Source organism: Pedobacter nyackensis, from assembly GCF_900176505.1.
GTDB classification, from domain to species: Bacteria; Bacteroidota; Bacteroidia; order Sphingobacteriales; family Sphingobacteriaceae; genus Pedobacter; species Pedobacter nyackensis.
Genome location: NZ_FWYB01000007.1, coordinates 92,824 through 113,166 on the forward strand (window position 1 = coordinate 92,824; position 20,343 = coordinate 113,166).

General features: G+C 40.1%; 19 protein-coding genes. 12 read left to right on the plus strand and 7 right to left on the minus strand.

The window, feature by feature from the left end:
* Positions 1-251: 251 nt before the first annotated feature.
* Complete coding sequence (locus B9A18_RS14005; RefSeq protein ID WP_084289951.1) at positions 252-920, minus strand: ferredoxin reductase domain-containing protein; 669 nt, start codon at positions 918-920, stop codon at positions 252-254.
* A 4-nt stretch (positions 921-924) separates the two neighbouring features.
* Positions 925-1,308: a hypothetical protein gene (locus B9A18_RS14010; RefSeq protein ID WP_084289952.1), complete on the minus strand. Its 384-nt coding sequence runs from the start codon at positions 1,306-1,308 to the stop codon at positions 925-927.
* Positions 1,309-1,439: 131 nt separating this feature from the next.
* Here B9A18_RS14010 and B9A18_RS14015 point away from each other — a divergent pair, with 131 nt between their 5' ends.
* The 8 genes from B9A18_RS14015 (at position 1,440) to B9A18_RS14050 (ending at position 10,204) form a co-directional block, all read left to right on the plus strand.
* Positions 1,440-2,060, plus strand: a complete 621-nt coding sequence (locus tag B9A18_RS14015) for a sigma-70 family RNA polymerase sigma factor (protein WP_084289953.1) — start codon at positions 1,440-1,442, stop codon at positions 2,058-2,060.
* Positions 2,061-2,083: 23 nt separating this feature from the next.
* A complete protein-coding gene (locus tag B9A18_RS14020) occupies positions 2,084-2,770 on the plus strand; it encodes a CAP domain-containing protein (RefSeq protein ID WP_084289954.1) in 687 nt (228 codons plus the stop codon).
* A gap of 234 nt (positions 2,771-3,004) precedes the next feature.
* Positions 3,005-4,558: an FMN-binding glutamate synthase family protein gene (locus B9A18_RS14025; protein WP_084289955.1), complete on the plus strand. Its 1,554-nt coding sequence runs from the start codon at positions 3,005-3,007 to the stop codon at positions 4,556-4,558.
* Between the two features lie 54 nt (positions 4,559-4,612).
* Positions 4,613-6,541 (plus strand): LTA synthase family protein, encoded by a 1,929-nt coding sequence (locus B9A18_RS14030; RefSeq protein ID WP_084289956.1) that lies wholly within the window; start codon positions 4,613-4,615, stop codon positions 6,539-6,541.
* Between the two features lie 3 nt (positions 6,542-6,544).
* Positions 6,545-7,030: a GtrA family protein gene (locus B9A18_RS14035; RefSeq protein ID WP_084289957.1), complete on the plus strand. Its 486-nt coding sequence runs from the start codon at positions 6,545-6,547 to the stop codon at positions 7,028-7,030.
* 84 nt (positions 7,031-7,114) lie between these two features.
* A complete protein-coding gene (locus B9A18_RS14040; RefSeq protein WP_084289958.1) occupies positions 7,115-8,899 on the plus strand; it encodes an aromatic amino acid hydroxylase in 1,785 nt (594 codons plus the stop codon).
* Between the two features lie 63 nt (positions 8,900-8,962).
* Positions 8,963-9,664 (plus strand): SDR family oxidoreductase, encoded by a 702-nt coding sequence (locus B9A18_RS14045; protein ID WP_084289959.1) that lies wholly within the window; start codon positions 8,963-8,965, stop codon positions 9,662-9,664.
* Positions 9,665-9,667: 3 nt separating this feature from the next.
* On the plus strand, positions 9,668-10,204 hold the full coding sequence (locus B9A18_RS14050; protein WP_084289960.1) for a C40 family peptidase: 537 nt from the start codon (positions 9,668-9,670) through the stop codon (positions 10,202-10,204).
* 16 nt (positions 10,205-10,220) lie between these two features.
* On the opposite strand, the gene B9A18_RS14055 is transcribed toward B9A18_RS14050, so the two are convergent.
* The 3 genes from B9A18_RS14055 to B9A18_RS14065 all read right to left on the minus strand — a co-directional run bounded on the left by B9A18_RS14055 (position 10,221) and on the right by B9A18_RS14065 (position 13,519).
* The gene (locus tag B9A18_RS14055; RefSeq protein WP_084289961.1) at positions 10,221-11,108 is read right to left on the minus strand and encodes a flavin reductase family protein; all 888 of its coding nucleotides are present in this window, start codon (positions 11,106-11,108) and stop codon (positions 10,221-10,223) included.
* 2 nt (positions 11,109-11,110) lie between these two features.
* Positions 11,111-12,106, minus strand: a complete 996-nt coding sequence (locus B9A18_RS14060) for a fumarylacetoacetate hydrolase family protein (RefSeq protein WP_084289962.1) — start codon at positions 12,104-12,106, stop codon at positions 11,111-11,113.
* Positions 12,107-12,184: 78 nt separating this feature from the next.
* Positions 12,185-13,519, minus strand: coding sequence for an anaerobic C4-dicarboxylate transporter family protein (locus tag B9A18_RS14065; protein ID WP_200816364.1), 1,335 nt, complete (start codon positions 13,517-13,519; stop codon positions 12,185-12,187).
* Positions 13,520-13,900: 381 nt separating this feature from the next.
* Between B9A18_RS14065 and B9A18_RS14070 the strand changes: the two genes are divergently transcribed.
* From B9A18_RS14070 to B9A18_RS14080, 3 genes are all read left to right on the plus strand, one after another.
* Entirely contained in the window at positions 13,901-15,067 is a 1,167-nt protein-coding gene (locus B9A18_RS14070) for a homogentisate 1,2-dioxygenase (protein ID WP_084289963.1), read from the plus strand.
* Positions 15,068-15,274: 207 nt separating this feature from the next.
* Positions 15,275-16,405 (plus strand): 4-hydroxyphenylpyruvate dioxygenase, encoded by a 1,131-nt coding sequence (gene hppD, locus B9A18_RS14075; RefSeq protein ID WP_084289964.1) that lies wholly within the window; start codon positions 15,275-15,277, stop codon positions 16,403-16,405.
* A gap of 126 nt (positions 16,406-16,531) precedes the next feature.
* Entirely contained in the window at positions 16,532-17,449 is a 918-nt protein-coding gene (locus tag B9A18_RS14080) for a YihY/virulence factor BrkB family protein (protein WP_084289965.1), read from the plus strand.
* Positions 17,450-17,461: 12 nt separating this feature from the next.
* Here the strand turns inward: B9A18_RS14080 and B9A18_RS14085 are convergent, their stop codons facing one another.
* Together B9A18_RS14085 and B9A18_RS14090 are read right to left on the minus strand one after the other, a co-directional pair.
* Positions 17,462-17,734, minus strand: a complete 273-nt coding sequence (locus B9A18_RS14085; RefSeq protein ID WP_084289966.1) for a hypothetical protein — start codon at positions 17,732-17,734, stop codon at positions 17,462-17,464.
* 113 nt (positions 17,735-17,847) lie between these two features.
* The gene (locus tag B9A18_RS14090) at positions 17,848-18,438 is read right to left on the minus strand and encodes a porin family protein (protein WP_084289967.1); all 591 of its coding nucleotides are present in this window, start codon (positions 18,436-18,438) and stop codon (positions 17,848-17,850) included.
* Between the two features lie 133 nt (positions 18,439-18,571).
* Here B9A18_RS14090 and B9A18_RS14095 point away from each other — a divergent pair, with 133 nt between their 5' ends.
* Positions 18,572-20,338, plus strand: coding sequence for a sensor histidine kinase (locus tag B9A18_RS14095; protein ID WP_084289968.1), 1,767 nt, complete (start codon positions 18,572-18,574; stop codon positions 20,336-20,338).
* Positions 20,339-20,343 lie beyond the last annotated feature (5 nt).

The following is a 20,343-nucleotide window of genomic DNA, read 5'->3' on the forward strand; positions in this document are numbered from 1 at the left end:
ATACACGCCAACTACCTGCTAACCCTCCTACTATAACCACCTTGCTATAACCTCCCTAATATAACCTCCCTAATATAATCACCCTACTATAACCTCCCTAATATAATCACCCTACTATAACCTCTCTGCTATAACCACGTCGCTATAGCCCCCCTGCTCAGAAAAAAATTACCTTCTCTGAACAGGCATAGGAACAATTTGCGCTTTTTCAGCGCAACTTTTTCCAGCCTGAGAAGAGAACGGTTATTTTTTTATTCTTCAATGACGATATGCGCTTTCTCCATTCCTAATTTTTCCAGATTTTCGACCATTGCCGCAGTAAACGCATCCGGTCCACATACATAACAATAACCCTCCTTATCATTCACATATTCCTTTAACAAATCATAATCCATAGTCCTGTCCGGTGTTTCCGGATCCAAAGGTGCTTTCAAAACATCAATATGACGCTCGCCCAGCATCTCATCTAATTCAGCTTTATGAATGATATCATTTTCATTATGGTTCGCAAAAAGCAACGTATTCCCTGCTAATAAACCATCCTTATTAAGCTGACGAAGAATCGCAATAAAGGGTGTTATCCCTGCTCCACCGGCAATAAACACCCCCGGACCTTTGTAATGGATCGTTCCAAACACTTCGTGGAGGATCAATTCATCACCGGCTTTTAGCTTGCCCAGCCTTTCGGTAAAACCATGATGATCGTTGTAGATTTTGATCGTAAACTCCAGATAATGCCATTCATTGAGCGAAGTAAATGTAAATGGCTTCAGCACCTCTTCGAGTCCTGATTGGTTAATGGACACATCAGTAGCTTGTCCGGGCACAAAGGTATATCCATCTGGTTTTTCAAGCACAAAACGCTTAACATTATGCGTTTCATCTGCTACATTCAAAATTCTAACAACGTGTTTTATCATATGATTAGGTTCTAACGTTTGTAATTCCCGAAATTTTAGCCAGGGTAAAAGCGCCGATCGCCATGGCCAGATCACGTACTGCAACGTCCAGATAATTCCCGCTTGTCAATAAAGTTAAAGCAATCAATACTAACCAGGCACTTACTACATAAGCACCCTTTTGTGGATTCAAAAAAACCAGCACCCCAGCTATTATTTCAATTACTCCTACTACCATCATAAATACATGAGCACTGAGTGGCAGCATCGGTATCAAGCCAGGATTAAGGTATTTCGACCAATCGGTTAAAAGATTAGTAAACTTATCAGCACCGGCAACTACTGGTATTAAACAATAAGTAAACGTTAAAAGCGTTTGAATGTTTTTGATTTTCATTGAGTCTTCCATGATTTTGTTTTTTATAGGTTAGAGGCTTCAAATAAAAAAAGGGTTACAAAAAACGTTTCAAATTAATATTGTAACCCTTTGATGGTCGAATACTCTATTTTTATATAAATATTTATGAAGCCAGAATAGCTATGACAGAGACCTTAACTGATGAAGCAATCGTATCGAGAGTACTCCAAGGAGAAAAACACTTGTATGAACTGCTGATGCGAAAATTCAACCAGCAGTTATATAGGATCAGTATGTCCATTATTAACGACGATAAGGAGGCTGAAGATATTATGCAGATCACTTATCTGAATGCATACCGTCAGCTGGCAAGCTTTAAACATCAGTCGAGTTTTGGGACCTGGATCACCAGAATATTGATCAATGAAAGCTTATTGCACAAAAAAAGGAAATTGAAACAGGAGAAAATACTGATGGAAAATAAATACGATGACCACTACCCTGAAACGCCCTTAACAAACTTAATGAACAAAGAGTTAAAAGAAGCTCTTGAAAAAGCATTTGCAGCGTTGCCCGAAAAATATCGTATCGTATTCATGATGCGCGAAGTACAGGGAATGAGTACTGCTGAAACTATGGAAGCACTTGATTTAGGTGAATCAAATGTTAAAATTCGTTTAAACAGAGCCAAAGAAATGCTTCGTTCGGAACTTAACCAATACCAGCATACGAGTCAGCTGTTTGAATTTAATCTTGTACGTTGCGATGCCGTGGTAAACCACGTGATGAAAGCCATCAATTAATTACCTTGTTTTAATATCTATAAATGAAGTTTGCCCAAATAATCATCCCCCTCCTTTTTTCAATATTTTCGATACAGTCCCTAAAAGCACAAAGTAGCAGTGGTTGGACGAAAGATGAATTAAGAGCTGCCAATACTGCCGGCAATGCAGATTATCTTACTGGTGAGGAAAAGGACATAGTGATGTACATAAACCTGGCCCGAATGGATGGAGAACGCTTTTTCAATACATTTTTGCAGGATTTCATTGATGACCATAATCAGAGGATGCAAAAATACAGTAACTACGAAAGACTAAAAATCAGCAGAACAAGCAGCTATTACCGTAGTTTAAAGAATGACCTTAAAAACATAAGACTTTTACCTGTTTTTTATCCTGATGAAGCGCTAAGCCAGGTAGCCTGGCAACATGCAAAAGAGCTAAACAAAAAAAATTACGCATCACACAGCTCAATGGATGGAAGAAGCCCGAAAGACAGAATCGGGAAGATATACCCAAAAAAATCAAGCGGTGAGAACCTTGCTTTTGGCTTTTCTACCGGTCTTGGAAATGTTTGCATGCTTTTACTCGATAAAGGAGTGCCGGATTTAGGTCACAGAAAATTACTTCTAAATACATCATATCAACTAAATACAGTCGGCGTAAGCATCCAGCCCCACAAAACATACCAGCATTGTGCTGTTATGGATTTCGTATCCCTGCCGAATTAATAATAATATAATTTATATGGTCTTTTTTTTTGATTTTATCAAAAAGGTAACGAAATTTGCACCATGAATTCCAATTCCTTCAAAGACTTTATGATCTTAACCCCGAATCCCTCATAATACTGAAACGGTTCGGGGGAACATTCTATCTATTGTAAATTAAAAATTGCATCTGGCTGCTTTGCCTTCAACACTATTATATTCCAGACCATTTTGTGTCTGTCTATCATCAAAATCATGGAAAATCGTAAATTTAGTTCAATCATTGGAAAAACACTGCTTTGGTTAGCTTTATCAGGAACAGTAGCTTTAATTATAGCTGCCTTCTATCAGGCTTCTTCGTTTTACCTCCTTATTGCGCTGCCTTTAATTCTTATTACCGCGATTGGATACGATCGTTTTCAATCCAAACACGCAGTATTGCGTAATTATCCTATTGTAGGTCGTTTGCGCTACTTCTTTGAAGCCATCAGACCGGAAATGAGACAATACTTCTTTGAATCGGATCTGGACGGAAAGCCGTTTAACAGACGCCAAAGGTCTATCGTTTACCAAAGAGCTAAGAATGAGCGTGAAACTGTTGCTTTTGGTATGCAGGTGGATCCTTATCAACAAGGTTACGAATGGGTATCACATAGTATCTACCCTAAAAAAATAGTGAACACAGATTTACGTGTAGCAGTGGGTAACAAACATTGCGCACAGCCATATAGCTTAAGTATTTTAAACATCGGCGCCATGAGTTTTGGTGCATTAAGTAAAACAGCCATCACTTCATTAAGTAATGGAGCAAAATTAAACGGCTTTGCGCATAATACCGGTGAAGGTGGTATTAGTCCGTACCACGTAAAAGGAGGTGGCGACCTGATCTGGCAAATCGGTACAGGATACTTTGGCTGTAGAGATAATGATGGTCATTTTGATGCCGCTCTATTCCAAAAAAACTCCAGACGTACCTATGTAAAGATGATTGAAATCAAATTGTCTCAAGGTGCTAAGCCTGGCCATGGAGGTATTTTACCTGCGGCTAAAAACACGCCGGAGATTGCTGAAATCAGGAATGTAAAGGCAGGTACAACAGTAATTTCTCCACCTGCGCACAGTACATTTAACAACGCTAACGGATTGATGGGCTTTGTAAAACAACTGCGCGACCTTTCAGAAGGTAAGCCGGTTGGTTTTAAATTATGTATTGGTAGCAAACAGGAGTTTATCGACATCTGTACAGCTATGCAAACCACAGGTGTTACACCAGATTTCATTACGATAGATGGTGCTGAAGGTGGTACCGGTGCAGCCCCACTGGAATATACAGATTATGTCGGTATGCCTTTAATGGATGCTTTGGCCTTTGTCAATTCAACACTAATCGACTTTGATTTAAGAGACAGCATTAAAATATTAGCCTCAGGAAAAATCATTACCGGTTTTGACATTATGAAAGCACTTTCACTGGGCGCTGATGCCTGCTACAGTGCAAGAGGAATGATGATGGCCTTAGGGTGCATACAAGCTTTAAAATGTGATAGCGGAAAATGCCCTGTAGGTATTGCTACTCAGGATAAGAGTTTATACAAAGGTATCGACGTAACAGACAAGAAACACAGGGTAGCTAATTTCCATAAAAACACCATTCATGCAACAGTAGAGCTGATGGAAGCCTGTGGTTTCGACACCCCGGATCACATCAAACCTGAGTGTTTCCACAGAAGGATCGACAATACCAGGACTATGAACTTCAGGGATATCTATTTCGCTAAACAGTCACAAGAGCGTCCTGTAACCGTTTAAAATCAGACGCATTCAATAAAAATTCGTTAAATTTACGGCCACAAATTATTTCAATTGAAAAAAGAGAATACTGTAGCCGTAAATTTATATCTGGCCCTGGCCTATCGCTTCCTGATCCTATTGGTTTTATATGCCTTATGTCGACTAGGATTTTATTTTTTTAACTACAGCTTATTTCCCAATATTAGCTTTCCCAAGTATTTATACATCCTTTGGGGCGGATTAAAATTTGATACTGCAGCACTGATCTATATCAATGCTATATTTATTTTGTTAGCCATCATCCCATTTCCTTTTAAATACAACAATGGGTACCAACGCTTTTGCAAATGGCTTTTTATCGTCACCAATAGCTTAGGCCTTATGGCAAACTTTGCCGATTTTGCCTATTATAAATACACGCTCAAAAGAACAACAGCAACAGTTTACAGTCAATTTAGTCACGAGCAGAACAAGTTTAAACTATTCGTAGATTTCTTAACGGACTATTGGTACCTCGTCCTGCTATTTGCAGTTTTCATCTGGCTATTCATAAAGCTGTATGACCTGATCCAGGTTAAAAAACCAAATCAGTTCAAATGGCCTGCTTATGCCATACAAACAGCACTAATTCCGCTTATAGCCTTTCTTTGTATTACAGGTGTGCGCGGCGGAATAGGCTCTTCTACCAGACCAATTACCCTAAGTAATGCTGGTGAATATGTCGACACCCCCGACCAGATGAGTTTAGTACTCAACACCCCTTTCAGCATCATCAGAACCCTGAAATCTTCAAAACTGAAGCCGGTTAACTTCTATGATGAAGAAACCTTAAATTCTATCTACAACCCTATCCACCAGCCTGCAAATACCGGAGCGTTTAAAAAACTCAACGTGGTATTCTTAATCATCGAAAGTCTGGGAAAAGAAAGCATTGGCAGTTTAAACAAAGATCTTTTAGATGGAAAATACAAAGGCTATACGCCCTTTATTGATTCACTGGTTTCAGAGAGTTTTACATTCACAAATACTTACGCCAACGGCCGTAAATCAATAGACGCCTTACCATCCGTAATTTCAGGCATTCCATCCATAAGAGAGCCCTATGTGCTGTCCGTATATTCCGGCAACAAAACAACCAGTATAGCTAAATTATTGGGCGACAAAGGTTATGAAACTGCTTTTTTCCATGGTGCTCCAAATGGTTCAATGGGTTTTTCTTCCTATACAAACCTGGCGGGTGTTAAGCGGTATTTCGGAAAGAACGAGTATAATAACGATGCCGATTTTGATGGTACCTGGGGAATCTGGGACGACAAGTTTATGCAATACATGGCTAATACCATGAACACGTTTAAACAGCCTTTCTTCTCGGCCTTTTTCTCCTTATCCTCTCATCATCCCTTCAAAATGCCGGAAGAATATGTAGGTAAATTCCCTAAAGGACCACTGCCGGTTCAGGAGGTTTTTGGTTATACCGATATGGCTTTGCGTAATTTCTTCAAAACTGCATCTACCATGCCCTGGTACAAAAACACACTATTTGTATTGTGTGCAGACCACGCTACAGTAACCCATTTACCTGAATACCAAACCACTCCAGGCTCCTTCTCTATTCCAATCGTATTTTATTACCCGGGTGGAGATTTAAAAGGTAAAACCGATAAAATTGTACAACAAATAGACATCATGCCTACTGTTTTAAATTACCTGAATTATGATAAACCTTATTTCGCAATGGGCTTCGATGCTTTTGCGAATAAACAGGATAATTTTGCAGTGAACAACAATGATGGTACTTTTAGTTTTTTCCAGGGCGATTACCTACTGATCAATGATGGAAAAGTTAACCTGTCCCTGTTCAATTTAAAAACCGACAGATTAACCAAAAACAACATCCTGGATAAAGAACCCCTGATTGTTGAAAAAATGGCTAAGTATTTAAAAGCTTTCATACAGCAATATAATAACCGAATGATAGAGAATAAACTGACAGCGAAATAAGACATGCGTAAATTCCTGTTAAAAATAATAGACTTCTTCTACGCTCCTTTTTCCCGCGTGTTGTCACTTCATACCTTCAGGTACCTTGTGTCCGGCGGAACAACTGCGGCCAGCGGTATCATTATTTATTATATCGTTTACAACTGGATACTCCATCAAAAGGATGTACATCTGGATTACCCACCTCTTCCCGGCCTGATAACTGCCCCAATTGCAGCCTTTATTATAGAATCTGTGATTACCTTTTTCATCGGCTTTATGCTGAATAAATACCTGATTTTCACAAAATCCAATTTAAAGGGAAGGATCCAGTTATTCCGGTATGGATCGGTAGTCGTCACCAATATTCTACTCAATTATGCCATGCTTAAAGTATTGGTAGAAGCCTTTGGTTTTTATCCTACTGTCTCTAAAATTATCATCACCACAATCCTTGCCGTTTTTAGCTATTTTTCTCAAAAACATTTTTCTTTTAAAGTAAGAAAATAGATCATTTTATAGCCATTATCCTCATTTTATTTGCTAAAAGCTAACTATTACGCTATCTTGGTCAAATCAAAATATAGGTTAAAAATGAGTGATTTTAATGACTTCAACAACCCTCAGGTAGCTAAACTACCCAAGCATTTAAGGCAGTTTATTGTTGAACAGCACTATGAAAAATACACGCCCATAGATCAGGCGGTATGGCGCTATGTGATGCGTCAGAATTATAGTTATTTAAAACATGTAGCCTATTATCCTTATATCAAAGGCTTGCAGCGCGCAGGCTTAAGCATTGAGTACATTCCTCATTTGCAGACGATGAACGATAACCTTGGCAAAATTGGCTGGGGCGCAGTTACGGTGGATGGTTTCATCCCGCCTTCTGCATTCATGGAGTATCAGGCTTACCGCGTATTGGTAATTGCAGCCGACATCCGACAAATCAATCATATTGAATATACCCCAGCTCCTGATATCATTCATGAATCAGCAGGACATGCGCCTATCATTGCCGATGCAGATTACAACAGTTATCTGAGCTATTTTGGTTCTATTGGTGCCAAGGCCATGTTCTCTTCAAAAGATTTTGAATTGTATGAGGCTATCCGCAGTCTTTCTATTTTAAAAGAAGCCGTAGACGCACCAAAAGAAGATATTGAAAAAGCAGAAAAACAACTGCAGGAAATTTCTGAAAACATGGGAGAACCATCAGAGATGGCCTTATTGAGCAGACTCCATTGGTGGACTGTTGAATATGGTCTGATTGGCACCCTTGAGGATCCAAAAATTTATGGTGCAGGATTGCTTTCTTCTATCGGAGAAAGTTCAAGTTGCATGCGCGAGGATGTGAAAAAATTATGGTACAATATCGATACGATTAACTATAGCTACGACATCACCAAACCTCAGCCTCAGCTGTTTGTAACAGAGACTTTCCAGAACCTGATTGACGTTTTAGAAACCTTTGCCAATACAATGGCCTTCAGAAAAGGAGGAACTGAAAGCATCGGGAAAGCTATTGAATGTAAAAACCCGGCAACAGCAGTGTATAGCTCAGGCTTGCAGGTAACCGGAGTATTTACTGATTTGGGTGTTGACGAGCACAATAACCTCACTTTTATAAAAACTACGGGACCATCAGCCATTGCTGTAAATAATGTGCAGCTTGAAGGACATGGGAAATTTTACCATAAAGATGGATTCTCTTCACCTGTGGGTAAATTAAAAGGCCTGGCCAGGCCTCTTGAAGCACTTAACGCAGCAGAATTATTGGATTGCGGCATTCAGCCCGATGCTGAAGCAAACCTCGAATTTGCGAGTGGCATTACCGTAAAAGGTATCGTTAAAAACATCCATCAGCATGATGGCAAAACGGTTATGATTTCATTTGAGGACTGCACAGTGAAGGAAAGCAATGGCAACATTCTTTTCCAGCCGGAATGGGGAACATATGACATGGCTGTGGGCGAAACCATCATATCCGTATTTAACGGGGCTGCTGATAAAGAAGCGTATGAAGAAATCACCCACATCAGTGATAAACAAACGCATAAATTGGTTTATGATGAGCAAACCCAAAAGCTGCATGCGATCTATAAAACTGTACGTTTGATCAGAGAAAATGGAACAGACTATGAGCAACTGCCGACTTTGTTTGAAACCTTAAAAAAGGAACACCAGCAGGATTGGCTTTCCGTGATGGAAATTCTGGAAATATTATACCACAAACAGCTTTACCCTGAGCTGGAAAAAGAAGTCCGCGCTTACCTGGAACTCAAAGCAGTTAATGAGCCGGATCATACCAAATTAATCACCGACGGCTTACATGTGATTGAAAACCCGGTAACGCAACTAATCAACGAAGAAGACTAAGGTGTTAGCCATCCTCGATTAAACTTCAGGATGGCTAAAATTATTTAACATAAAGAAGCATTAATGAATATAGTATTAACAGGTGGCAGCAGTGGAATTGGTTTTGAAACTGCCTTAGAATTCACATTGAATACTGAAAATAAGGTCGTAGTTATTGCCAGATCGGCAGACAAGTTGCGTAAGCTCCTTGAAATAGCAAAAGGAATTAATCCCGATTGCACATTGTTACCGGTTGAATTCGATATTGTAAATAATGACTACGCTGTATTGGTTCCCTTTCTTAAAGAAAAGCTTGGCAACATCGATATACTGATCAATAATGCCGGAGCGCTAGTCAACAAACCCTTTTTGGAAACGAGTGCCGAAGACATGTACAACATGTTTGATTCCAATGTGATAGGGCATTTTAACATGATTAAAAACCTGCTTCCTCTAATGGGAACCGGCAGTCACATTGTAAACATAGGCAGTATGGGTGGTTTTCAGGGGAGTGTGAAATTCCCGGGACTTTCAGCCTATTCTGCCAGTAAATCGGCCTTGCATACCTTAACCGAATGCCTGGCTTTTGAGCTCCAGGAAACGGGAATTAAGATCAACTGCCTTGCGCTCGGTTCTGCGCAAACAGAGATGCTGGAACAGGCATTCCCAGGCTACCAATCTCCTGTATTGGCCTTTGAAATGGGCAAGTACATTGCTGATTTTGCACGTACAGGTCACAAATTTTTTAATGGAAAGGTATTACCGGTAGCTGTAACAACACCTTAGTCAATGAAGAGAATCCCTATTCTATTTTATTTTCTATTCCTAACTGTGCTTGCGGCCAAGTCGCAAACCACAGTTCCTGTCCAATACCAACAACTGGTAAGTAAACTAACGGAACAGAATCCGGTTAATAAACCGCAAAAGATTGAATCTCCGAACCGCTTATTGGAATTTGCAAAATCCATGCTTGGTATACGGTACAGAACAGCATCAAGCAGTCCAAGCAGAGGATTTGATTGCTCAGGTTTTGTAAATTATGTATTTAGTAATTTTGGGTTTAAAGTACCCCGTTCATCCCGGGAATTTGCGACAAGCGGAGAACCTAAAAAACTGGAAGACGCAAAAATTGGTGATGTTATTCTGTTTACCGGAACAAACAGCAGGTCCCGCACACCAGGACATGTAGGTATTATCTACTCGATTCATGGTGATGAAGTGAAATTCATACACTCCTCATCAGGTAACGCTAAAGGAGTTACCATTTCAAGCTTAAATGAAGGTTTTTATAAAAAACGTTTTTTAAAAGTGGTAAGCATTTTATAGCCATACCACTTTTAAATTATAGTAACACTACTTTTAAAGCGTCTTCAACATTTCCTTTACTTAGCCATTGTTTAGCCAGTTCATGCAACTCACGTTCGCGGTTATTTGCATCCCCTATTGTTGCATCAAGTACTTCTTTTACTTCAGCATCAGTTCTAATGGCATCGATTTCCTCATCTGCAGGCAATTTTTCGATATTACCAAGCATTCCCAGGTCATTCCCTGTAAGCACTTTTGAGTATCGTACGGCCTTAGGTAAGGCATCTACTCCTATTCCCAGTCGACTTAAAGGTTTGGCTACTTTAAACAGGTTTTCTGCAGTAACGCGACAGTACCAATCACCACCTAAACGGGCGACAAGGTCTATCTTTGCCTGATCAATTTTACCATCCTCATCTAAGATCTCTTCATTAATATGGATGAGTTTTACCTCAGCCAGAATCAGGTTACCGGCACCCGGATTTTCCCCCAAATGAATCACTTCTCTGATGGTACACTCCATCTGTACAGGTGCTTCCGCTACCCTGGGTGGTTTTACAAGCTTTGATGGGAGCATCGTAAATCCTGCCTTTTCAAATTCATTAACACCTTTGGCATATTCCGTACTGGCCAGACTCATTTGCTGTACCATCGGGTAATTCACAATGTTAATCACGCATTCTTTAACCTCCAGTACATTCTCTAAAGTATGCTTGGTGGTATTATCACGCACCCGCCTTGCCGGTGAAAACACACATAATGGCGGATTGGTGCTAAACATATTAAAAAAACTGAATGGGCTCAGATTGATATTTCCGGCCTTATCAATTGTAGTCGCAAAGCAAATTGGCCTCGGTGCAACCGCATACTGCATATAATTTTGCAATTGCACCGGAGTCAATTCTGATGTATCAATAGTCAGCATCCCTATTTTTTTAATGCCAGAATAGAGAAATCTGTATCTGCCTTACGAATGGTATTGCTTAAATGGCCAAGACCAGTGATTTCCATTTCCACCACATCGCCATCCTGTAACCATTGTGGTTTGAAATTCGGGTCATTTAACAAGCCTGTACCGTTTAATTCAAGGAAACAACCGGTACCCACAGTACCCGAACCGATCACATCACCTGGAAGTACGTCAACACCATAAGCACAACGCTCGATGATTTCAGCAAAAGTCCAGTCCATATCTGCTGTACTTCCTGAAGACACCTGTACACCATTAACGATGCAGCTCATTTTCAGATCGTAAACATTTCCGGTATGACCAGGTTTAGCGCTAGCTTTATATGGCTCCAGTTCATCAGGCGTAACCAACCATGGGCCGATTACTGTAGAGAAATCCTTTCCTTTAGCCGGGCCAAGGTTTAAAAGCATCTCTTCCATTTGAAGTGTTCTGGCACTCATATCATTCATAATCATATAGCCAGCTATATAATCATCAGCCTCAGCGGCTTTAATATTGCGTCCTTTTTTACCAATTACAATAGCCACTTCCAATTCAAAATCAAGCTTTTGAAAATGATCCGGCATGCATTCAATTTCACCAGGTCCCTGAATAGCATTATGGTTTGTAAAATAGAAAATAGGATATTGATCAAACTCAGCGATCATATCTACCTTACGGTTTCTACGTGCAGCAGCTACGTGCTGACGGAAAGCGTATCCATCTCTGCATGAGGTAGGATGAGGAACCGGGGCCAATAATTCAAAAAAGGCTTCCTGCTTTGGTTCCAATGCTCCGGCTTTGATTTGTGCATCTACTTTTTTAGCACGCACCATTAAATCCTCGCCTCCCTGTAAGAAAGCATTCATCTCATCCGGCAATTGTTTATCGCAGGAATTCAGGTTATAAATATGTCCGTCTACAAAAACACCAAGGTGTTCTCTGTCTTCTGTTTTATAGGATACCAGCTTCATATTTTCAGTATTTTTTATTTTTAAGTAGTGCTCAAAGCTAGATAAAATTAAACAAATGACCGATAAGAATCATTCAAGTTACAGTACAATCGTCGCAATAAGAAAGCCAACGGCAACAGTAACGATTACTGTTGTCAAACCGGGAGGCGTAAAGGAATGGTTCACTAAAAACCTTCCAATCCTCGTTGTGCCGGTCCGGTCGAAGCCCATTGCAGCTACTAATGTAGGGTAACTAGGTATGATAAAATCACCGTTCACAGCCGGGAACATCGCAATAAGCGCTGGTCCGGGAATGCCTAAAGCTATTCCCAATGGCATTAAAGCACGCACGGTTGCAGCCTGACTAAATAAAAGAATAGACATCACAAAAAGGGCGATGGCGAAAGTCCATGGATGGTCCGTAACAAATGCACTCAAATGCGTTTCGAAGACAGGCATATGCGCCTGCAGGTAGGTATCACTCATCCAGGCTACACCAAAGATACAGATCACCGCTTCACTACCCGATCTGAAAATAGTGGATTGAGATACTTTCGTAGCAGGAGTTTTAGAAACAAAAACGATCGCTGCCGCCGCAGTAAGCATTAACAATTCAATCATTTCCACCATTCTCAATGGCTGCATTTTACCATCCGTAAGGAAAGAAGGACGAAGTGAAGGAATGGCAGCGAACAATACCACACTTAAAATGGCTAAAAGAAACACATACACCGCTCTTTTAGATTCAGCACTAAAAACCCGGTCCCCTTCGTGCTCACCTGCAGGCTCACCATCCAATAACTTTACAAATTCAGGATCTTTTAAACGCTCCAGAAATCCCGGGTCTTTCATCAGGTCTTTTCCTTGTCTGCTCGCTACCAAGGCCCCTGCAAGCACCCCAATAATCGTTGCCGGTATGGCAACAATAAGGATGTGTGTCAGCTCATAGCCTTTAGGCGCTAGTAAAGCTGTCAGCGCCACTGTCGCCGCAGAAATAGGACTGGCAGTAATGGCCATATGGGCAGCAATTACCGAGATACTAAGCGGACGTTCAGGTCTTACCCGTTTTTTAGTAGCCACTTCTGCGATAATTGGCAACAAAGAATATATAATATGTGCGGTTCCTGCTACCAATGTAAATGTATAAGTGACTAAAGGACCAAGCCAGGTAATGTGGTTGGGGTTTTTACGGAGTATTTTTTCGGCGATACTTACCATATACTCCATTCCGCCCGAAGCCTGCAAGGCCGCAGCGGCAGTAACCACAGCTAAAATGATCAACATTACATCAATTGGCGGCGTAGTTGGTTTTAAACCAAAGCCCAGTGCAAAAATCAGTAAGCCTACGGCCCCCATCACCCCTAAGCCTATCCCCTTCATTCTTGCACCAACCAAAATCAGTACGATTAATATTATCAGTTGTATCCAAATCATAGTCGATTATTTTTATTTATTTTTTTAAATGGGAGTTTAAATATATAAAAATAATTTACGCTAAAACAGAAAGATTCTGCTTTAAGTAACATTTATAGCTAAACAAAAAGTTTTCAACTAATATCTGTTTTAATAGTTTGGTTATTACTGGATTTAATACCTAATTTAGCAGGCATAAACGAAAATGGTAAATAGCAGTTTCATATATCAAAATCAAGTAGCCTCGCAAGCCCTGGCAGCGTTTAGATATGCTATGCTCTCTAAAATCATTTTTGCGCAATACTCCAACTAGCATTAACTCTTTTAGTGCCTTTGATAAAACGTTTTCACGGTTTTATCGTTATAATCATATTATTCTAACCAATTAACTGACATTTTGTTATGCCTATCTATCATACATTAGGTTCCATTCCTGCTAAACGTCATACGGTTTTTCGTAAACCCGATGGGAAGTTATATGCTGAAGAACTCGTTTCTACGGAAGGTTTCTCAAGCCTGTACTCCCTGGTCTACCATTGCCATCCTCCAACCATGGTAAAATCGCTGGGAGAACCTTATTCTGTTGAACCCAAAATCGCAAGAGAAAAGCATTTAAGACATACCAGTCTGATCGGATTCAACATTAAGCCGGAGGATGATTATTTAAAAAGTCGTAAGCCTGTACTTGTGAACAGCGACTTACACATTTCACTGGCTGCACCAAGAAAGTCGATGACTGATTATTTCTATAAAAACAGTCAGGCTGATGAAGTGATCTTCATCCATGAAGGTACAGGAACATTAAAAACAGGCTTTGGAAAAATACCTTTCAAATACGGTGATTATCTTGTAATTCCTCGTGGAACGATCTATCAGATGGAGTTTGATCAGGAAAAGAACAGATTATTTATCGTAGAAAGCTTTAGCCCGATACGTACACCAAAACGCTACAGAAATGCTTTTGGGCAACTGGAAGAACATTCTCCTTTCTGTGAAAGGGACATCAGGCGACCGCAAGACCTGGAAACTATTGATGAATATGGAGATTTTGAGGTGCTGATCAAAAAACAAGGCATCATGTATCCTTATACTTATGGCACCCACCCTTTTGATTTTGTTGGCTGGGATGGTTTCCATTACCCTTGGGCATTTTCTATCCACGACTTCGAGCCGATCACAGGCAGGTTACACCAACCGCCTCCTGTACACCAGACGTTTGAAGGACATAACTTCGTTATTTGCTCATTTGTACCCCGTAAATACGATTACCATCCTTTATCTATTCCTGCGCCATACAACCATAGCAATGTAGATAGTGATGAGGTATTGTACTATGTAGATGGCGATTTTATGAGCAGAAAAAGCGTAGTAAAAGGACAGATCACGCTGCACCCGGGGGGTATTCCACACGGACCGCATCCGGGAACAGTGGAAAAATCAATCGGCAAGGAAAGCACAGAAGAACTGGCTGTAATGATTGACCCATTCCGTCCGCTCATGTTAACAGAAGATGCCATCAATATTGAAGACGAAAGCTATCATAAAAGCTGGCAAGAGAATGTCGAGTAATAGAAAAAAATACAGCTGCTAGTCGCTTCCTCAAATCTTTTGCGGAAGGGCAAAATCTTTGCATGTCAGCTCGTAGCACTGAATTTTTTTGACAAGCAGGGTGGAAATAGCAGGGTGCAAATAGCAGGGAGGATATAGCAGAGCGAATATAGCGGGCTGGGAAAAGCAAAGAGAAAAAACTAACTTATTATCATAAAATAAACTAAAATGTCAACACAAACATTTGCAGAAAAAATTGCCAAAGCGCAGGATTTTCTTCCAATAAATGGAACAGATTATATAGAATTTTATGTGGGCAATGCTAAACAGGCAGCTCATTATTACAAAACAGCATTTGGTTTTCAGTCACTTGCGTATGCAGGTCCGGAAACGGGCGTGCGCGATCGTGCCTCTTATGTTTTAAAGCAAGGAAAGATCAGATTGGTATTAACTACCGCTTTAAAATCTGAAAGTCCGATCGCTGAGCATGTAAAACTACATGGCGATGGGGTTAAGATCCTCGCACTTTGGGTAGATGATGCTTACAGCGCATTTGAAGAAACTACAAAACGCGGTGGTAAACCTTATATGGAGCCGGTAACGCTTACAGATGAGCATGGCGAAGTACGCATGTCGGGTATTTATACCTATGGCGAAACGGTACACATGTTTATTGAACGCAAAAATTATAAGGGTACATTCTTACCAGGTTACCGCGACTGGACCAGCGACTACAACCCGGCAGATGCTGGCTTATTGTACATCGATCATTGCGTAGGTAACGTAGGATGGAACAGAATGAACGAAACCGTGAAATGGTACGAAGATGTAATGGGTTTTGTGAACATCCTTTCATTTGATGACAAACAAATCAACACCGAATACTCTGCGTTGATGAGTAAAGTAATGAGTAACGGTAATGGTTTCTCAAAATTCCCTATTAACGAACCTGCCGAAGGAAAGAAAAAATCACAGATTGAAGAATATTTAGAATTTTACGAAGGCGAAGGGGTGCAACACATTGCAGTAGCTACAAAAGATATTTTGACTACAGTAAAGGAATTAAAAGCTCGAGGGGTTGAGTTTTTAAGTGCACCCCCTGAAGCCTATTACAATATGATGCCGGATCGCGTTGGCGAAATCGACGAAGAAATAGCGCAGCTTAAGGAATTAGGTATCCTTGTTGATTGTGACGAAGAAGGTTATTTGTTGCAGATTTTCACCAAACCGGTAGAAGATCGCCCAACATTATTCTTCGAAATCATTCAGCGTAAAGGTGCTCAATCATTTGGTGCGGGTAATTTTAAAGCCTTATTTGAGTCTTTAGAACGTGAACAAGAGCTAAGAGGAAATTTATAAGACCTCTTTATTCATTTAAAAACGGAGAGGGCATTCCAGTATGGGATGTCCTCTTTTTTTATTCACACTGCTATGTCCGGATTAAAAAAAATAGTTACTTTCGGGACTTAAGGCAACAGATGGGGAATGGAAATCAACATACTTAGCACAATACAGCTATTTTTTATCAGGTTTGGCGCTGCTTTTAAGCTATTCCAAAAAAATGACCCCTTGCGTTTAGCAGGCGCTACAGCATTTTTTGCCAATTTTGCACTCCCTCCTATCTTATTAATTCTGATCAGGTTGTTCGGTTTTTTTATCGACAGAAAGATATTAGCCAGACGTATTTTCGAGCGATTGGCAAACATGCTCGATGACAGCAGCACTTTACAAATCCGACAAACACTAAGAAACATCAGAGGCATTGATCAGCATTGGTATGCTACCCTGATTAGTTTTACCTTTTTTCTGTTTGTCGCCACCACCCTATTCAATGTCATTAAAAACTCCATGGATCAGATCTGGTCAATTGGAATTAAAGAACACTCAGGTTTTATGTTTAAAGTAAAACTACGGGCCCGTTCCATGGTCATTATATTACTCGCAGGGATTCTTTTTATCGTGGGTGTGCTAACAGACAGCATGCAGGGTTTTATTGGCCCTTATATCAACACCGCCTCTCCCAACTTTGGAAGAGTATTCCTGATTATTCTTAACCAACTGCTATTTGTAGCCATTGTTACCACCTGGTTTTCGGTACTATTCAAGTACCTTACCAATGGCCGACCCACCTGGAAAGCTGCCATCCAGGGCGGTATACTCACAGGTATACTATTTACCATAGGAAAATACCTGTTGCGTACGCTGCTTCCATTGAGTGGCATCGGCAACATTTACGGTACTTCCGGATCGATTGTGCTGATTATGCTGTTTGTCTTCTATTCGTCCTTTATATTTTACTTTGGGGCCTGCTACGTAAAGGTCTTAAGCGACCATAGCGACACCCCGATACGCCCCATAAAAGGCGCATTTAACTACGAAATTAAAGAAGTAATCAAAAGCTAAGCGAGCTGCGCATTACCTTAAGGAAACCTGTTCAAAACCCTGCATTTCAAACACTGCTAATTTATTAAGCAGGTTGTAATGTAATGTTCCAAAAAAATTGATAATACCCTCCTTATTCTTTCCTTCGATACAAATACTTTCTTTTACGATTTCTTTATGTCTTAAAAACTGTTCAGAGAGAATCATGCCTTCGTCCTGAATTGTGACATCAGCGGCATCAATTGAAAACTGTTTAAGGAGCTCAGAAAAGCTCTTTCCATTTAGAAGCAACTCTTTAATTTCCATAACCTTATCGTTTTAAATTAGGGAGGAATAAAAGGACAATAATAGCGCCAAAAAAAGCCTGATCAAGTTCATGATCAGGCTTTTCCACATTTTGTTGAAAACTAATGTTTTAACTAGAATATTCTATAAGCCAATCCTAAAGTAAACAACCTTAATTTCGTATCATCGTAACCGTTTTCTCCGATTTTAGAAAGTCCGGTTTCGTACCTTAAATCAACGCCTATATTACCCACGTCCAAACCGGCGCCAAACTGCCATGCAAAATTCTGACCTTTAAAATCGCCGCTAAATGCACTTCCTGCAGCATCTTTTAAAGATTGATCATCACTTAAAACAAATGATATTACCGGACCAGTATTTAAACGTAAGCCAATTCCTGCAGCGCCAATCTTGGTACCCACAAGAACCGGTACATCCATACTGGTAAATTTCACTTTATTCAATTGTCCGGTATTATTATCTTTCAGCGTTGAGTTTTTACCACTTAGATACAACTCTGGCTGCAAATGAATACCTGCCGCACCGATACGTGTCCAAAGACCCAGATAATAACCAGCTCTATTATCACTGTCAAACGTATTCTCTGTACTGAATTTCGAAAGGTTCACACCAGCTTTCGCTCCGAGCTGGAAACTAGGTAAAACCTGACTAAATGCCGCCAAATTCAAGGAGACAAACAATGCTGATAAGATTATTTTTTTCATGGGGGAGTAGTTTAAATTATGTATGTAAAATTAAGATTATTTTCAATTGAAAAGTAAATTACGTAGTTTTATATTCACGCTCATTAATAATGCAACAAAAACTTTCTGCGCGGTTAACATCATCTGAAATTGAATGGATTTTACTTTTAATTCGTACGCCATTACACTAATTTTTTGCGGCATTATTACACTTTTATTTTCTTACCATTTATTTGAAAGAAAAGGGGAGGCCGTTCGCTTATTTAGTTACATGATGCTGTCTAACGCCATCTGGTCGCTAGCCTATGGCCTTGAATTAGCCAGCCCTACATTAAGTCAAATGCGCTTTTTCCTCAACATTGAATACCTCGGAATCAGCACCCTTCCCGTAAACTGGTTTTTGTTTTGTCTGCAACTATCCGGTAAAGATTACTGGTACAAAAAACGGCTAAATCTTGTTTTAATGTTTAGCGTATCCATCATCACTATACTGTTAGTCTGGACAAACAATTACCATCACTTACATTACAACAGTATCAAACTTGATGCCAGTGATCCTTTCCCCAGGGCAATCATAGAACCCGGCATCTGGTATCGATTTTTCACTGTATATTTCTATCTACTCTTAGGCTTAGGCACTTACCTGGTATTTGTCACCTTTCGGAAAGCAGACGCCATATACAGAAGGCAGAACTACACCATATTTTTAGCTGCCCTGGTTCCATGGATGGTGAATCTTGCCTACCTCCTGGGTTTACGCCCACTCGGAAATATCGACCTTACCCCCTTTGCATTTATCGTGGCGGTATTGCTCATTTCTATGGCGATTTACAGATTTCAACTGTTCGATATCCTTCCCGTAGCCAGAGAGAAAGTACTGGACCTTATTCAGGACGGCTACCTGGTTTTAGATGGGAAAAACAGAATTATCGACTATAACGAAGCTTTCAAAACGTATTTTCCTGCTGATAAAAAAAGGAAAATTATCGGAATGCAGATTGAATCGTTATTCCCCGGCCAGGATAAATTACTCGACTTCTTAAAAAATCATCGTTGCGGTAAAATAGAACTAAAACTGGATACCGGTAAAGCTTCATTTGATCTCGAAGCCAACATTATGCACCTGAACGAAAGTCAGCTCAGTAATGAAGCTACGATTATAAAACTTCAGGATTTAACGGCAATAAAAGAAGAAGCCTTAAAATCTAAACTCCAAACCGAGGAGCTTAAAAAACTAAATCAATTAAAGGATAAGATATTTTCCATTATCGCCCATGATCTTCGTGGCCCTCTGGTTAACCTCTCTGAGGTACTAAAAATGCTGAATACAAATATGATTACCATAGAAGAATTCAAAGCATTATCTCCCAAGCTCAGCAGAGATATCCTATACACAACCGACCTTTTAGAAAATATTTTACATTGGTCAAGGAGCCAGTTAAAGGGCTATGGCATCAATAAAGTAGAATTTGATTTAAGAAACATGATCATCAACGAGGTGAATTACCATTTACCTTCCGCAGCGATCAAAAAAATCAACATCATACATGATGTATTTCCAGGACACCTCGTGTATGCCGATATGCTGATGATACAAATTGTAGTGCGAAACATTTTAAACAATTCCATTAAATTCTGTCACGATGCATGCGAGATCAACATCAGCGCGGTTTACAAAGCAAACCACATGATGCTGTTAACTATTGAAGACAATGGGCGTGGCATGACTAAAGAAGCGCTCGACATGCTATTTAACGGCGCCAGCGTTTCTACAAGAGGCACAATGAATGAAAAAGGCACTGGACTTGGCCTGGTAATCTGCAAAGATTTTATGGAACGGAACAACGGACAAATAGAAGTAACCAGCGAATTGGATAAAGGAACACGCTTTAAACTTTACCTTCCCATTAGCGAAAACTAATTTTC

Coding starts and splice junctions, on each gene's coding strand:
- B9A18_RS14005 (WP_084289951.1), bottom strand. CDS start 920: ATGATAAAACACGTTGTTAGAATTTTGAATGTAGCAGATGAAACGCAT.
- B9A18_RS14010 (WP_084289952.1), bottom strand. CDS start 1,308: ATGGAAGACTCAATGAAAATCAAAAACATTCAAACGCTTTTAACGTTT.
- B9A18_RS14015 (WP_084289953.1), top strand. CDS start 1,440: ATGACAGAGACCTTAACTGATGAAGCAATCGTATCGAGAGTACTCCAA.
- B9A18_RS14020 (WP_084289954.1), top strand. CDS start 2,084: ATGAAGTTTGCCCAAATAATCATCCCCCTCCTTTTTTCAATATTTTCG.
- B9A18_RS14025 (WP_084289955.1), top strand. CDS start 3,005: ATGGAAAATCGTAAATTTAGTTCAATCATTGGAAAAACACTGCTTTGG.
- B9A18_RS14035 (WP_084289957.1), top strand. CDS start 6,545: ATGCGTAAATTCCTGTTAAAAATAATAGACTTCTTCTACGCTCCTTTT.
- B9A18_RS14040 (WP_084289958.1), top strand. CDS start 7,115: ATGAGTGATTTTAATGACTTCAACAACCCTCAGGTAGCTAAACTACCC.
- B9A18_RS14045 (WP_084289959.1), top strand. CDS start 8,963: ATGAATATAGTATTAACAGGTGGCAGCAGTGGAATTGGTTTTGAAACT.
- B9A18_RS14050 (WP_084289960.1), top strand. CDS start 9,668: ATGAAGAGAATCCCTATTCTATTTTATTTTCTATTCCTAACTGTGCTT.
- B9A18_RS14055 (WP_084289961.1), bottom strand. CDS start 11,108: ATGCTGACTATTGATACATCAGAATTGACTCCGGTGCAATTGCAAAAT.
- B9A18_RS14060 (WP_084289962.1), bottom strand. CDS start 12,106: ATGAAGCTGGTATCCTATAAAACAGAAGACAGAGAACACCTTGGTGTT.
- B9A18_RS14065 (WP_200816364.1), bottom strand. CDS start 13,519: ATGATTTGGATACAACTGATAATATTAATCGTACTGATTTTGGTTGGT.
- B9A18_RS14070 (WP_084289963.1), top strand. CDS start 13,901: ATGCCTATCTATCATACATTAGGTTCCATTCCTGCTAAACGTCATACG.
- hppD (WP_084289964.1), top strand. CDS start 15,275: ATGTCAACACAAACATTTGCAGAAAAAATTGCCAAAGCGCAGGATTTT.
- B9A18_RS14080 (WP_084289965.1), top strand. CDS start 16,532: ATGGAAATCAACATACTTAGCACAATACAGCTATTTTTTATCAGGTTT.
- B9A18_RS14085 (WP_084289966.1), bottom strand. CDS start 17,734: ATGGAAATTAAAGAGTTGCTTCTAAATGGAAAGAGCTTTTCTGAGCTC.
- B9A18_RS14090 (WP_084289967.1), bottom strand. CDS start 18,438: ATGAAAAAAATAATCTTATCAGCATTGTTTGTCTCCTTGAATTTGGCG.
- B9A18_RS14095 (WP_084289968.1), top strand. CDS start 18,572: ATGGATTTTACTTTTAATTCGTACGCCATTACACTAATTTTTTGCGGC.